Genomic DNA, 12222 nt, shown 5'->3' with positions numbered 1-12222 from the left:
CGGAGCTGGCGATGGTGACCCCCGTCGTCTTCCGCGCCGGCTGCCCGGACTGCCGGGCCCGCTTCGAACTGCCCGCCGCGGCCCTGCGGCTGGCCATCGGCGGATCCGCGAGCACCACCTTCTACTCCTTCACCTGCCCGGAGTGCGGGACCGCCGTCCGCAAGCCGGCCGGCGAGCGCATCGTGGAACTCCTCACCGGTGGCGGGGTGCGCACGCTGCGCCTGCACACCACCGTCTAGGCTCGGCGCATGTTCTGGCCCATGTTCGCGATCGCCCTCGGCTTCCTCGGTCTCCTGGTCCTCGGGGTGCTCGCGGTGCGGGTCTTCGTGGCGGCCGAGCGGCTGGGGCGCGAGGTGTCGAAGGCCGCCCGCCGGATCGGCGGCGCCGCCGAGGACCTGGAGCGGGCGTCGGTGGACGCCGCCCGGGCCGGGCACGACGCCCGTCTGTAGCCTCGCCCCGGTGCCCTCGGGGAGGTTCGAGGACGGTGACCGTCCGTGTCGGACCGGATGCCGAGGCACAACGGCAACGACCTCGTCAAACCCTCGTTCCCGATCTGTCCGCCGCTGAGGAGGGGCAGGTAGGCTGCCCCGTACGGCCCGGGAAGTGAGGCGCGGGTCGGAACGCCGGACGGCCGAGCCGTCGGACCACCGCCACGGGGAGTGCGGACGGGGATTGCCCCCGGTTCACCCTGGAGCGTTACGATCGCTGCCAGCACGGCGGTCGGGCAGGGGTCCGGCCGATCGGTCAGCAACCCGCCCCCAAGCCGCCTCGGTGAGAAGGTAGACGTAGATGTTCGGTGGACGGATCGGCCCGCTCGAGATCACTCTGATCCTCGTCATCATCCTGCTGCTGTTCGGTGCGAAGAAGCTCCCCGACATGGCGCGCTCCCTCGGCAAGTCCGCCCGCATCCTCAAGAGCGAGGCCAAGGCGATGAAGGCGGAGGGCCAGGAGCCCGCGCCGACCGAGCCCCTGCACAAGGAGCAGCCGCCGGCTCAGCGCACCATCAAGGCCGCGCCGGGCGACGTGACCAGCTCACGTCCGGTCAACGAGCACACGGACACCACGCAGCGCTGACGCAGCCCCGGGTGTCTCCGGCCTGCCGCACGAGATGAGGACGTGGGTTGCTCAAGTCTGCCCGCAAGAAGGAGAAGAATCCCGAGGGGCGCATGCCCCTCGTGGAGCACCTGCGCGAACTGCGCAACCGCCTGGCCAAGGCGGTGGTGGCGATCCTGGTGTTCACCGTCGTCGCCGCCTTCTTCTACAAGGACATCGTCGAGTTCATCACCAATCCGGTCCTGACGGCCGTGGGGTGTGAGTCCAGTTTCACGGAGCTGGCCGAGCGCGAGGACGGTACCTGCGCTCGGATCGTGCTGAACGGTCTGATCACTCCGTTCACCTTGGCTCTCAAGGTGTCCCTGATGGCTGGCGTGGTCGCCTCCTCGCCGGTTTGGCTCTACCAGCTGTGGGCGTTCGTCGCACCTGGGCTGCACAACAGCGAGAAGAAGTACACCCTGACCTTCGTCGCCGCCGGTGTCCCCCTCTTCACGGGCGGTGGCTTCTTCGCCTACCTGACGCTGCCCACCATGGCGACTGTGCTGTTGCAGTTCTCACCCGCAGGGCTGGACAACCAGTTGCCACTGGACGAACTGCTCGACCAGATCACGCGGATGGTGCTGGTCTTCGGCGCTTCCTTCACCTTGCCGCTGTTCCTCGTCATGCTCAACTTCACCGGCATGATCACGGGCAAGCGCATGCTCGGCTGGTGGCGTGGGATGGTTCTGGGGATCAGCATCTTCTCCGCCTTCGTCACCCCCGGAGTCGAGCCCCTGTCGATGCTCGCGCTCGCCGTTCCGATCTGGCTCCTCTACTTCGGTGCCACGTTGATCTCGCTCCTCAACGACCGCCGCCGGGCCATGATCGCGGCGGCGGGGCCGGCCGACGACGAGGCATCGGAACTGGACCTCACGCCCTCCGACATCGGTGAGGCCGAGTCGGTCGGCGCGGGCCCGACCGTGCCTCCGCAGTCGGAAGCCGGACGCCAGCAGCGGATCAACGGCTACGACGACATCACCTGAGCCCTCGCGGTTCGGCGTGGACGACGCTCACGAGGGGCCCCGGGACCACCCGGGGCCCCTCGTCGCGTTCCGCTCGTCCGCACTTCCCTGACCAGCACCGATAGGACGATCCGGATATTGATCGCTTGCTGTCACCGGAGGCGGGTAACCTCGGAAGCACGATGACAGAGGATCTCTCACCGGCCGAGCGGTACGCGGCGTCGCGGCGGCGCGCCGCCGAGCAGGCCACCTCCCTCGGCGCCTTCCGCGAGATGTACGCATTCGGACTGGACCCCTTCCAGGTCGAGGCGTGCCAGGCCCTCGAAGCGGGCAAGGGCGTGTTGGTCGCCGCACCCACCGGTTCCGGCAAGACGATCGTCGGCGAGTTCGCCGTGCACCTCGCGCTGGGCCAGGGCAAGAAGTGCTTCTACACCACGCCCATCAAGGCGCTCTCCAACCAGAAGTACGCCGACCTCGCCAAGCGCTACGGCGCCGACCGGGTCGGCCTGCTGACGGGCGACAACAGCGTGAACTCCGACGCCCCCGTGGTCGTGATGACCACGGAGGTGCTCCGCAACATGCTGTACGCGGGGTCGCAGTCGCTGCTGGGGCTCGGCTACGTGGTCATGGACGAGGTGCACTACCTCTCCGACCGCTTCCGGGGCGCCGTCTGGGAAGAGGTGATCATCCACCTCCCCGAATCGGTGACGCTGGTCTCGCTCTCCGCGACGGTGTCCAACGCGGAGGAGTTCGGTGACTGGCTGGACACCGTCCGCGGCGACACCGAGGTCATCGTCTCCGAGCACCGGCCCGTTCCGCTCTTCCAGCACGTGCTGGCCGGGCGGCGGGTCTACGACCTCTTCGAGGAGGGCGAGGGCCAGAAGAAGGCGGTCAACCCGGATCTGACCCGGATGGCCCGGATGGAGTCCTCCCGCCCCAGTTGGGGCCGGGACAAGCGCCGCGGGCGAGGGGTGCGCGAGGCCGACCGCGAGCGTGAGCGGCGGCAGCGCACCCGGGTGTGGACCCCCGGTCGTCCGGAGGTCATCGAGCGCCTGGACGCCGACGGCCTGCTGCCCGCGATCACCTTCATCTTCAGCCGCGCCGGCTGCGAGGCGGCCGTCCAGCAGTGTCTGTACGCGGGGCTGCGGCTCAACGACGACCATGCCCGCGCGGAGGTCCGGGCGATCGTCGAGGAGCGCACCTCCGCGATCCCGGCCGAGGACCTGCACGTCCTCGGCTACTACGAGTGGCTGGAGGGGCTGGAGCGCGGCATCGCGGCCCACCACGCCGGCATGCTGCCCACCTTCAAGGAGGTCGTGGAGGAGCTCTTCGTGCGCGGCCTGGTGAAGGCGGTCTTCGCAACGGAGACGCTCGCCCTCGGCATCAACATGCCGGCGCGCTCGGTGGTCCTGGAGAAGCTGGTCAAGTGGAACGGCGAGCAGCACGCCGACATCACCCCGGGGGAGTACACCCAGCTCACCGGCCGGGCCGGGCGCCGGGGCATCGACGTCGAGGGACACGCCGTGGTGCTGTGGCAGCGCGGCATGAACCCCGAACACCTCGCGGGCCTCGCGGGGACCCGCACCTATCCGCTGCGCTCCAGCTTCCGGCCCTCGTACAACATGGCCGTCAATCTGGTGGAGCAGTTCGGGCGGCACCGCTCGCGGGAGCTGCTGGAGACCTCCTTCGCCCAGTTCCAGGCCGACCGTTCGGTGGTCGGGATCTCCCGGCAGGTCCAGCGCAACGAGGAGGGGCTGGCCGGCTACAAGGAGTCGATGACCTGCCACCTGGGCGACTTCGAGGAGTACGCACGGCTGCGCCGCCAGCTCAAGGACCGCGAGACGGAACTCGCCCGTCAGGGCGTGTCCCAGCGCCGGGCCGCCGCGGCCGGTGCCCTGGAGAAGCTGAAGCCGGGGGACGTGATCCACGTGCCCACCGGCAAGTACGCGGGGCTGGCACTGGTGCTGGACCCGGGGTTGCCGGCCGGGCGTTCCAACGGGCACCGGGGCTTCGACCAGCACGACGGGCCCCGTCCGTTGGTGCTCACCGCGGAGCGCCAGGTCAAGCGGCTCGCCCCGATCGACTTCCCGGTCCCGGTGGAGGCCCTGGAACGGATGCGCATTCCGCGCTCGTTCAACGCCCGCTCCCCGCAGTCCCGTCGGGACCTGGCGTCGGCGCTGCGCACCAAGGCCGGTCACCTGGTGCCCGAGCGGCACCGCAAGCAGCGCGCGGCCGCCGCCGACGACCGCGAGTTGGCCCGGCTGCGCACCGAGCTCCGGGCCCACCCCTGCCACGGCTGCGCGGACCGTGAGGACCACGCCCGGTGGGCGGAGCGGTACCACCGACTGGTGCGTGACACGCACCAGTTGGAGCGGCGCATCGAGGGGCGCACCAACACCATCGCGCGCACCTTCGACCGGATCGTTGCCCTCTTGACGGAGCTCGACTACCTGCGGGGCGACGAGGTCACCCCCAACGGAAGGCGGTTGGCCCGGCTCTACGGGGAGCTGGACCTGTTGGCCAGCGAGTGCCTGCGGGCCGGGGTGTGGGAGCAGCTCGACCCCGCGGAGCTGGCCGCCTGCGCGTCCGCGCTGGTCTACGAGGCACGGGCGGCCGACGACGCGACGGCGCCCAAGCTGCCGTCCGGCAGGGCCAAGGCGGCCCTGGGGGACATGGTCCGCATCTGGGGGCGGCTCGACGCCCTGGAAGAGGACTTCAAGATCAGCCAGACCGAGGGCGTCGGCCAGCGCGAGCCCGACCTCGGCTTCGCCTGGGCCGCGTACACGTGGGCCTCGGGCAAGGGCCTGGACGAGGTGTTGCGCGAGGCGGAGATGCCGGCGGGCGACTTCGTACGCTGGTGCAAGCAGGTCATCGACGTGCTCGGACAGATCGCGGCCGCTCCGGTGGACGGGGAGTCGACGGTGCCGAAGAACGCCCGGCGGGCCGTGGACGCCCTGCTGCGCGGGGTGGTCGCCTACTCCTCGGTGGGATGACGGCTGGGTCGTCGGGCTGACGCCCGCGTCCGGAGAAACGTGACGGCCCGTTCCGAGGGGGACGGGCCGTTCCGCGTTGACCGGGGTCCCGCCCGTGGGTGACCGGGGCCCGGGCGGTCCGAGCCGGCCGGGGGCTCGCTCCACCACCGCACGGGGTTCCGCTCCGTCTCGGCATCCTTCCGTGACCTGCACGGTCGGGCCCTCGGCGCGCCTCCGCTCCGTCACTCCCCGTGTACGGAGAACTCCCCAGCGTGCAAATCGGCCGAGTGTAGCGGCCCGTGCTGCTGGATTTCAGGTGCTTCCCGAATATGACACGGCGATGGGCGTGCCGCACTAAGCTCGCCCGTAGCGTGCTGAGTTGAGGCGAATGAGGTAAATCGTTCGCTTGTTCTCCGGGTTTCCCGTTGGTGGGAATCGTTCCGGATGCTGCGGCGCGCCCGGCATCCAGAATCCACACTGGAAACCGTTCTGATCCCGTGAAAACCCCAATTATTCGGATATACCGACCATCCCCGAGTCGACTCCCTCAGAGGGCATACATGGTGAGTGTTCAAGCACCTCCCGGTGGCCGAAAGATCCCCAACCTGCGCGTGCTGCTGCTGCCGACCGTCCTGATGGCCGCCGTGACCGGCGGGTGCATCGCCGCCGTCCCGGAACCGTCCCGGCTGATGGTGGGTCTGTGGGGTGCGGTCGGCACCGTGCTGGTCCTCGCCTCGGCGGGCGAGGCCGCCCGCAGGGGCCGGCTGCTGAGGAACCTGCGGGCCGACTTCGCCCACCGCGCCGCGTACCTGGAGAAGCGCCTCGCCACCCAGGACGCCGAGCTGATCCACCTCGGTCGTCAACTGCTGCCCGACGCCCTGTTCCGACTCCGCCAGGGGGAGTCGCCCGCCGACGTGGTGCGCGCCGTGGTCGACGCCGACCCGGCCTACCGAGACCTCCCCGACACCCAGCGCGCCCTGCTGAAGGACGTCCTCGACATCGTCGACAACGAGGAGGCGGTGCGCGAGTCCACCCAGCGGGCCTTCGTCAACATCGCCCGCCGGGTCCAGGCGATCGTGCACCAACAGGCGGCGGAACTGAGGGAGATGGAGGAGGACCACGGGCGCAACCCCGAGGTCTTCGACGACCTCCTGCGCATCGACCACGGCACCGCGCTGATCGGGCGGCTCGCCGACTCCATCGCCGTCCTCGGCGGCGCCCGGCCCGGCCGGCAGTGGCCCAAGCCCGTCCCGCTGTTCAGCGTGCTGCGCGGCGCCATGTCCCGCATCCTGGAGTACCGCCGCGTCGACCTGCACTCCATCGCCAAGGTCGCCGTCAAGGGCACCCACGTGGAGCCGCTGATCCACGCCGCCGCCGAGCTCCTCGACAACGCCACCCGCTACTCGCCGCCCCAGACCCGGGTGCACGTCACCGCGGTCGAGGTGCAGACCGGCATCGCCATCGAGATCGAGGACGGCGGGGTCAGCCTGAGCGAGGAGGCCCGACTGCGCGCCGAACGGATGCTCGCCCAGGCGAAGGCGGGCATCGACCTGAAGGACCTCGGCGAGACCCCTCGGCTCGGCATGGCCGTCCTCGGCCGCCTCTCCCAGATGTACGACATGCAGGTGTCCCTGCGGCAGTCCGCGTACGGCGGGGTCCGCGCCGTGCTCATCGTGCCGCGCGACATGCTCACCTCCGGCCCCGCACCCGGTCTCGCCCACGGCATCGGGGCGACCGCCGTGCCCCGGGTGAACGACGACGGCTCGCCCGTGCAGGAACCGCAGCGCAAGGCGAAGAAGCGGCGCCCCACCACCGGCCCGCGACGCCCCGAGGACGACCTCGCCGCCGCCCGTCAGGACGGCGATGCCCCCGTCGTCACGGAGTGGACCGCGGGTGGTCTGCCCCAACGGCGCAGCCGGGTCCGCACCCCGCTCAGCCAGCGCTACGCCGACGCCACCGCCCAGAGCGCCGAGCCGCTCGCCCCGGAACCCTGGCAACTGCCCGTTCCGCCGCAGGGCGATAAGCCCGCGGAGCCCGAGCCGGGCCTGTGGGTCGAGGCGTTCATGAACGGCATCAAGGGCCCCGCCGAAGGACCCGCCCCGGCCCAGCCGGTCCACCGCGCCGAGGGCGCGGTCAACGGCACCGCGCACGCGGGCCACTTCGGCACCCACCCGCACAACGACGACCTCATGGACGAGGGGGACCGCACGTGATCCAGCAGCGCGCCAACTTCGACTGGATGCTCAAGGAGCTCGCGGACGGTGTGCCGCAGACCCGTCAGGTGGTGGTGCTGTCCGCGGACGGGCTGCGCATCGCCCGCTATGGCGGGGAGCCCGACGCCGCCGACCGGCTCGCCGCGGCGTGCGCCGGACTCCAGAGCCTCGCCAGCGCGGTGGCCGGCGAGATCCCCGACAGCGACGGCCGGATGCGCATGGTGATCATCGAGGTGAGCGGCGGCTACTTCTACCTGATGGCCGCGGGCGCGGGCGCCTATCTCGCCGTCCTCGCCGACGAGACCGTGGACGCGGGTCTGATGAGCAATCGCATGCGCGACCTCGTGGTGCGCATCGGCGCCCATCTGACCAGTCCGCCCAGGCGCGACGGACGGACGGCATGACCGCTCCGCAACGCCAGCGCCGTCCCCCCGAACCCGTCCAGGAGAAGGAGCCGGAACGCCTCTACGTCATCACCGGGGGGTCGGAGGAGGGCCGGGCCGAGGTCGACCTGGTCACCCTCATCGTGAGCCGCGCCGATCCCGCGCCCACCGCCCCGCCGGAGCAGACCGCACTGCTCAGGCTCTGTCGGTCCCCCCTGTCCGTGGCGGAGATCTCGGCCTACCTCAACCTGCCGTTCAGTGTCGTGACCGTGCTGCTGACGGAGCTGTTGGCGGCCGAACTCGTGCAGGCGCGCTCGCCGATCGTACGTTCCGCGCTGCCCGATCGATCCCTTCTCGAAGCGGTGATGCATGGACTTCAAAAGCTATGAGGACGCGGTGGGCGCGGTCCCCGTCGTCCCCGTTCGGAGCACCGGTGTCCGTACCGGCCCGCGTGCCGAGGACCACCTGCCGGCCACGGCCAGTGCGGCCGTCAAGATCGTGATCGTCGGAGGCTTCGGGGTCGGCAAGACGACCATGGTCCAGGCCGTGAGCGAGATCCGCCCGCTCACGACCGAGGAGACCATGACCCAGGCCGGCATCGGGGTCGACGACGACTACGGTTCCGACTCCAAGACCGCCACCACCGTGGCCATGGACTTCGGCCGGATCAGCATCACGGAGCAACTGGTGCTGTACCTGTTCGGCACCCCCGGGCAGGAGCGGTTCTGGTTCCTGTGGAACGGGCTGTTCGAGGGCGCCCTCGGCGCCGTCGTCCTCGTCGACACCCGGCGCCTGGAGGTCAGCTTCGACGTCATCGGGCGCCTGGAGGAACGGGGGGTGCCGTTCGTCATCGCCGTCAACGACTTCCCCGGCGCGCCCCGTTACCCGATGACGGAACTGCGGGTCGCGCTCGACCTGCCGGAGTACGTCCCCATCATGAACTGCGACGCCCGGCTCCGGGCGTCCAGCCGGGACGCCCTGCTCACCCTGATGCACTTCCTGCACTCGCTGACCGGCGCCCGCGCCTGACCCGGTCCGACCGGGCCTCCGCCGCCCCGTTGCCGCCCGGCCGGCCGGGCCGTCCCCGGCCCCGGCGGCCGACCGTCCCCGACACCCCTTCGCCCGTTCCGGCACCTGCCGGCGTCCCCCCGGCCCACGAGCCATCCCCGGACTCCTCGGAGCACTCACGTGACCACCCAGCCCCGTCTCCCCGCCGGCCCGCCTCTCGGCGACCCCACCGCGTCCCCGCCCCCCGGCTGTCCCGCACACGGCGCCGGCGTCGGGCGCCGGCGCCTCCACGACGCCGAGGCCGATGCGGACCTCGCGGACCTCTACGAGCAGCTGCGCGCCGAACACGGGCCGGTGGCACCCGTGTTGATCCACAACGACGTCCCCATGTGGGCCGTGCTGGGCCACGGCGAGAACCTGCACATGGTGCGCACCCCCTCCCAGTACAACCGGGACTCCCGCCACTGGACCGCCGTCCTCGACGGCAGCGCCGGCCCCGCCCACCCGCTCGCGCCGGTGTACTCCTGGCAACCGATCTGCAGCTTCGCCGAGGGGGCGGAACACCAGCGGTTGCGCGGCGCCGTCACCGGTGCCATGGCGACCATCGACCACCGGGGCGTGCGGCGCCACATCAACCGCTACAGCCAGCGGCTCGTCAACGAGTTCTGCGAACGGGGCCAGGCCGACCTGGTCAGCGAGTTCGCCGAGCAACTGCCGATGGCGGTGATGTGCGAGATCCTCGGCATGCCCGAGGAGTACAACGAGCGGATGGTGCAGTCCGCCCGCGACATGATCAAGGGCACCGAGACCGCCATCGCCAGCAACGAGTACGTGATGAGCACCCTCATGCACCTGGTCGCCCGGCGTCGGGCGAAGCCGGTGGAGGACTTCACCAGCGCCCTCATCACCCACGAGTCCCGACTCACCGACGACGAGGTGGCCCAGCACCTGCGGCTGGTCCTGGTCGCGGCCTACGAGGCGACCGCGAACCTCATCGCCAACGTGCTGCGCATGGTCCTCACCGACCCGCGGTTCCGGGCGCAGCTCAACGGCGGCCAGATGACCGTGCCCGAAGCCGTGGAGCAGACCCTGTGGGACGAGCCCCCGTTCTCCGCGATGGTGGGCTACTTCGCCAAGTGCGACACCGAACTGGGGGGACAGCGCATCCGGGCCGGCGACGGCCTCATCTTCGGCATCGCCCCGGGCAACCTCGATCCCGCGGTCCGTCCGGACCTGTCGGCGAACATGCAGGGCAACCGCTCGCACCTGGCCTTCGGCAGCGGACCGCACGAGTGCCCCGGCCAGGACATCGGGCGGGCGATCGCCGACACCGGGGTGGACGCCCTGCTGATGCGGTTGCCGGACGTCCGGCTCGCCGCGGACCCCACCCGCTTGCGCTGGCGCTCGACCATCCTCTCCCGCCACCTGGTCGAACTCCCCGTGGTCTTCGCGCCGCGGCCCCCGCAGGACGTCCGGGCCCGCCCCAGCATCGGCAAACCGGTGGGCGCGGCCGGCGACTGGCAGGTCTCCACCCCCGCACCGCTGTCCGCGGTGGGGGAGTTGGCGGGCGCCGCCTCGGTTCCGCTCCCCCCGACCGCCGAGCCCGTCGCGCCCGCACCGCACCCGGCGCAACAGGGGGTGTGGCGGCGGCTCACCCAGTGGTGGCGGGGGGCCTGACCCCGGCTAGGGGGCGAGTTCGCGGTCGCTGGTGAAACGGTGCGCCACGCCCGTGACGGGATCGGTGAACGCCAGCACCCGCGCCAACAGCCGCAGCGGTTCGCCGAAGTCCCCGGGCGGCACCGGCTCGCGGACCACCGGGTACAACGGATCGCCCAGGATCGGTACGCCGAGGGCGGTCATGTGCACCCGCAGTTGGTGGGTCCGACCGGTCAGCGGCAGCAGGCGGTAGCGCGCCAGGGCCCCGTGCCGTCCGTCCGTCGGCACGGGGCCGAGCCGCTCCACCCGGCTGATCGCGTTCGGTTCGCCCGGGACCTCCTGCGCGGTCAACACCCCGCGCTCCTTGACGATCCGGCTGCGGACCGTGCGCGGAAGGTCCAGGGCCGGGTCGTCCGGGGCCAGCGCCTCGTACTCCTTGTACACCCGCTTCTCCCGGAACAGGCCCTGGTAGGCGCCCCGTTCCTCGGGGCGGACGGTGAACAGCACCAGTCCGGCGGTCAGCCGGTCCAGACGGTGCGCGGCGCCGAGGGCGGGCAGGTCCAGCTCCCGGCGCAGCCGGGCCAAGGCGGTTTCGGTGACGTGGCCGCCCCGCGGGGTGGTGGCCAGGAAGTGCGGCTTGTCCACCACGACGATGTGCGCGTCGCGGTGGACGATGCGCAGCGGGAACGGCACCGGGGGCTCCGGGCGCAGCTCCCGGTGGAACCAGAGGGTCAGGCCCGGTGCGTACGGGGCGTCCGGCGCGAGGGGACGTCCGTCGGCGGTGACGAACTCGCCGGCCGTCAGCATCGCGTCGATCACCTCGGGCGGCGGGGCCAACCGCTCCACCAGGTGGTCACGGACGGTGCGCCAGGGACCGCCGGTCAACGGCAGCCGCAGCCGTGCGGCGTCGATCCCCTGGCGCTGGGGGAGCGGGGCGGGACTCTTGCGTCGGGTGCGGGACATCGTGCTGCCGAGGGTAGTCCCCGGGCTGTGGACCGGTCGCGGACCCGAAGAACCCCCAGGGGGCTCCGGTCCCTGGGGGTTCGGCTCGGTGAGCTCTCGGGAGGTCAGGCCGCGGTCTCCTGCTCGGCCTCCACCTGGGCGTTCCACTGCGGCTTGGACGCCTGCCAGCCGTCCTCGTTGTGGCCGAGGCGCCAGTACCCGGAGATCGACAGGTCCTCCCGGGGCACCTGGTGCTCCAGGCGCAGCAGCCGGCGCAGTTCCTTCACGAACCCCGCCTCGCCGTGGACGAACGCCTGGCAGCGGCCGGCGGGGAACTCCAGGGCGTGCACCGCGGCGAGCAGGGCCTCGCCGACCGGGCGCTCTCCGCGGTGCAGCCAGACCACCTCGGCATCGGTGTCGATCCGCTGCTCCTCCTCGGGGCCGGTGACCTCGACGAAGGCGTGGACCGTGGCATCGGGCGGCAGGGCCTCCAGCGAGGCGGCGATCGCGGGCAGCGCGCTCTCGTCACCGACCAGCAGGTGCCAATCTGCGTCGGCGGAGGGCGCGTAGGCGCCGCCGGGGCCGAGCAGTCGGATCTCCTCGCCGGGCTGGACCCCGGCGGCCCAGGGGCCCGCGATGCCCTCCGCCCCGTGCACGACGAAGTCGATGGTCAGTTCGCGGGTCTTGGGGTCCCAGGCCCGTACCGAGTAGGTACGGGTCACGGGCCACTGGGCGCGCGGGAACTCGGCGCGCACCTGTTGGATGTCGAACGGTTCCGGATAGCTGACGCCGGCCGGCGGGAAGAGCAGCTTGACGTAGTGGTCGGTGCACTCGTCCGCGGAGAAGGCGGAGAGCCCGTCGCCGCCGAGCACCACCCGTTGCATGTGCGGGGTGAGGCGCTCCGTGCGCACCACGCGCCCGACGTGCGTCATCGGTGGCTTGCGGGCCGGTCGCTCTGCCATGGCGGACTCCCTGATCGTGCTACTTAGGCTTG

General features: G+C 71.5%; 12 protein-coding genes. 10 read left to right on the top strand and 2 right to left on the bottom strand.

Going from position 1 to position 12222, the window contains the following annotated elements; genetic code table 11:
* Positions 1 to 11 precede the first annotated feature (11 nt).
* From ACSMX9_RS03580 to ACSMX9_RS03535, 10 genes are all read left to right on the top strand, one after another.
* On the top strand, positions 12 to 239 hold the full coding sequence (locus tag ACSMX9_RS03580) for a hypothetical protein (protein WP_366113655.1): 228 nt from the start codon (positions 12 to 14) through the stop codon (positions 237 to 239).
* A 9-nt stretch (positions 240 to 248) separates the two neighbouring features.
* Complete coding sequence (locus tag ACSMX9_RS03575) at positions 249 to 449, top strand: hypothetical protein (RefSeq protein WP_445399900.1); 201 nt, start codon at positions 249 to 251, stop codon at positions 447 to 449.
* A gap of 340 nt (positions 450 to 789) precedes the next feature.
* Positions 790 to 1074: a Sec-independent protein translocase subunit TatA gene (tatA, locus tag ACSMX9_RS03570; RefSeq protein ID WP_445399898.1), complete on the top strand. Its 285-nt coding sequence runs from the start codon at positions 790 to 792 to the stop codon at positions 1072 to 1074.
* 47 nt (positions 1075 to 1121) lie between these two features.
* Positions 1122 to 2075 (top strand): twin-arginine translocase subunit TatC, encoded by a 954-nt coding sequence (gene tatC, locus ACSMX9_RS03565; RefSeq protein ID WP_445399895.1) that lies wholly within the window; start codon positions 1122 to 1124, stop codon positions 2073 to 2075.
* 161 nt (positions 2076 to 2236) lie between these two features.
* Positions 2237 to 5047, top strand: a complete 2811-nt coding sequence (locus ACSMX9_RS03560) for a DEAD/DEAH box helicase (protein WP_445399893.1) — start codon at positions 2237 to 2239, stop codon at positions 5045 to 5047.
* A 539-nt stretch (positions 5048 to 5586) separates the two neighbouring features.
* Positions 5587 to 7239: an ATP-binding protein gene (locus ACSMX9_RS03555; protein WP_445399891.1), complete on the top strand. Its 1653-nt coding sequence runs from the start codon at positions 5587 to 5589 to the stop codon at positions 7237 to 7239.
* Positions 7236 to 7643 (top strand): roadblock/LC7 domain-containing protein, encoded by a 408-nt coding sequence (locus ACSMX9_RS03550; protein ID WP_366113623.1) that lies wholly within the window; start codon positions 7236 to 7238, stop codon positions 7641 to 7643. Before ACSMX9_RS03555 ends, ACSMX9_RS03550 begins: the two co-directional genes overlap by 4 nt.
* On the top strand, positions 7640 to 8011 hold the full coding sequence (locus ACSMX9_RS03545) for a DUF742 domain-containing protein (protein ID WP_445399889.1): 372 nt from the start codon (positions 7640 to 7642) through the stop codon (positions 8009 to 8011). The genes ACSMX9_RS03550 and ACSMX9_RS03545 overlap by 4 nt, the downstream gene beginning before the upstream one ends.
* Complete coding sequence (locus ACSMX9_RS03540; RefSeq protein WP_445399887.1) at positions 7992 to 8651, top strand: GTP-binding protein; 660 nt, start codon at positions 7992 to 7994, stop codon at positions 8649 to 8651. The genes ACSMX9_RS03545 and ACSMX9_RS03540 overlap by 20 nt, the downstream gene beginning before the upstream one ends.
* Before the next feature lie 159 nt (positions 8652 to 8810).
* On the top strand, positions 8811 to 10307 hold the full coding sequence (locus ACSMX9_RS03535) for a cytochrome P450 (RefSeq protein WP_445399885.1): 1497 nt from the start codon (positions 8811 to 8813) through the stop codon (positions 10305 to 10307).
* A 6-nt stretch (positions 10308 to 10313) separates the two neighbouring features.
* On the opposite strand, the gene ACSMX9_RS03530 is transcribed toward ACSMX9_RS03535, so the two are convergent.
* Both ACSMX9_RS03530 and ACSMX9_RS03525 read right to left on the bottom strand, forming a co-directional pair.
* Positions 10314 to 11249, bottom strand: a complete 936-nt coding sequence (locus tag ACSMX9_RS03530) for a pseudouridine synthase (protein WP_445399883.1) — start codon at positions 11247 to 11249, stop codon at positions 10314 to 10316.
* A gap of 104 nt (positions 11250 to 11353) precedes the next feature.
* Complete coding sequence (locus ACSMX9_RS03525; protein ID WP_445399881.1) at positions 11354 to 12190, bottom strand: siderophore-interacting protein; 837 nt, start codon at positions 12188 to 12190, stop codon at positions 11354 to 11356.
* Positions 12191 to 12222 lie beyond the last annotated feature (32 nt).

It is taken from the genome of Streptomyces sp. LE64 (assembly GCF_052606915.1).
Note: the sequence above shows the minus strand (reverse complement) of the source record. Positions and strands in the feature narration are given on the sequence as shown.

What these genes read in the sequence shown, in the direction of transcription:
- ACSMX9_RS03525 (WP_445399881.1), bottom strand. Translation starts at nt 12,190, where the DNA reads ATGGCAGAGCGACCGGCCCGCAAGCCACCGATGACGCACGTCGGGCGC.
- tatA (WP_445399898.1), top strand. Translation starts at nt 790, where the DNA reads ATGTTCGGTGGACGGATCGGCCCGCTCGAGATCACTCTGATCCTCGTC.
- ACSMX9_RS03540 (WP_445399887.1), top strand. Translation starts at nt 7,992, where the DNA reads ATGGACTTCAAAAGCTATGAGGACGCGGTGGGCGCGGTCCCCGTCGTC.
- ACSMX9_RS03555 (WP_445399891.1), top strand. Translation starts at nt 5,587, where the DNA reads ATGGTGAGTGTTCAAGCACCTCCCGGTGGCCGAAAGATCCCCAACCTG.
- ACSMX9_RS03560 (WP_445399893.1), top strand. Translation starts at nt 2,237, where the DNA reads ATGACAGAGGATCTCTCACCGGCCGAGCGGTACGCGGCGTCGCGGCGG.
- ACSMX9_RS03530 (WP_445399883.1), bottom strand. Translation starts at nt 11,249, where the DNA reads ATGTCCCGCACCCGACGCAAGAGTCCCGCCCCGCTCCCCCAGCGCCAG.
- ACSMX9_RS03575 (WP_445399900.1), top strand. Translation starts at nt 249, where the DNA reads ATGTTCTGGCCCATGTTCGCGATCGCCCTCGGCTTCCTCGGTCTCCTG.
- ACSMX9_RS03545 (WP_445399889.1), top strand. Translation starts at nt 7,640, where the DNA reads ATGACCGCTCCGCAACGCCAGCGCCGTCCCCCCGAACCCGTCCAGGAG.
- ACSMX9_RS03580 (WP_366113655.1), top strand. Translation starts at nt 12, where the DNA reads ATGGTGACCCCCGTCGTCTTCCGCGCCGGCTGCCCGGACTGCCGGGCC.